This is a genomic window from Acetobacter pasteurianus subsp. pasteurianus LMG 1262 = NBRC 106471, from assembly GCF_000285275.1.
Lineage (GTDB): Bacteria > Pseudomonadota > Alphaproteobacteria > Acetobacterales > Acetobacteraceae > Acetobacter > Acetobacter pasteurianus.
Genome location: NZ_CADO01000134.1, coordinates 1 through 1007, shown reverse-complemented (window position 1 = coordinate 1007; position 1007 = coordinate 1). Strand labels below are relative to the sequence as shown.

The following is a 1007-nucleotide window of genomic DNA, read 5'->3' as shown; positions in this document are numbered from 1 at the left end:
TGTGTCTGATATGCGCAATCCCCTGTGGCACGACGAGACCGAATTCATACAGAATGAATTGCCCCGGGTTTTGTGGAGACGGAACGACCCGAGAGGTAAGAAGGATTCATGAGCAACAAATCGAAGCGTTTTCCGCCTGAATTTCGTGAACGTGCAGCCCGCATGGTTCTGGAGGAAGAGAAGAACCATCCATCACGCTGGTCCGCGGTGATGATGATAGCGCCAAAGCTGGATATTCATCCTGACACGCTGTCAAAATGGACCCGTCTGCATGAACGTGCCAATGCGCCTGCGGTGAGTGACCTGCCTGATCGAGAGAAGATCAGGCAACTGGAGCGAGAGAACCGCGAATTGCGGCAGGCCAATGAAATCCTGCGTAAGGCGTCGGCATATTTTGCCCAGGCGGAGCTCGACCGCATCTTCAAGCCATGACACGCTTCATTGAGGAGCACCGGCAGACATATGGTGTCGGGTCAATCTGCAGGGTTCTGTCGATTGCACCATCTGCCTATTATGCAACTGTTGCCAGACAGAAAAATCCGTGTGTGCGCAGCCAGAAAGACAAAGAATTGTGCGATGACATCCGTAGAGTGTGGAATAATAATTTCTGCGTCTATGGAGCGCGCAAGGTCTGGCATCAGCTCAAACGTGAAGGCCTGGATGTCGCCCGCTGCACGGTAGAGCGGCTGATGCGCCGGATGGGGCTGAAAGGCGTCATTCGTGGCAAGGGGGTCAGAACCACACGGCCTGATCCGCAACGTCCGTGTCCGCAGGATCTGGTGCAGCGCCAGTTTCATGCTCCTGCCCCCAACAGACTGTGGGTTTCGGATTTCACGTATGTTTCCACTTGGCAGGGCTTTGTTTATGTGGCCTTCATCATTGATGTATTCGCACGGGTTATTGTGGGCTGGCGCGTCTCCTCAACGGCCCATACCGACTTCGTGCTGGATGCTCTCGACGCGGAAATCTCACAGAAGGGTTGTACATCGGGTTAGATTATGAAAAAG

The 1007-nt window shown here is 53.9% G+C and carries 1 pseudogene and 1 other annotated feature; the pseudogene reads left to right on the top strand.

The window, feature by feature from the left end:
- Positions 1-108: 108 nt before the first annotated feature.
- Positions 109-959: pseudogene (locus APA10_RS15465) on the top strand (IS3 family transposase); the annotation flags it as partial.
- Positions 387-503: a sequence feature (AL1L pseudoknot), on the top strand. (Overlaps the previous pseudogene by 117 nt.)
- Positions 960-1007: the final 48 nt, after the last annotated feature.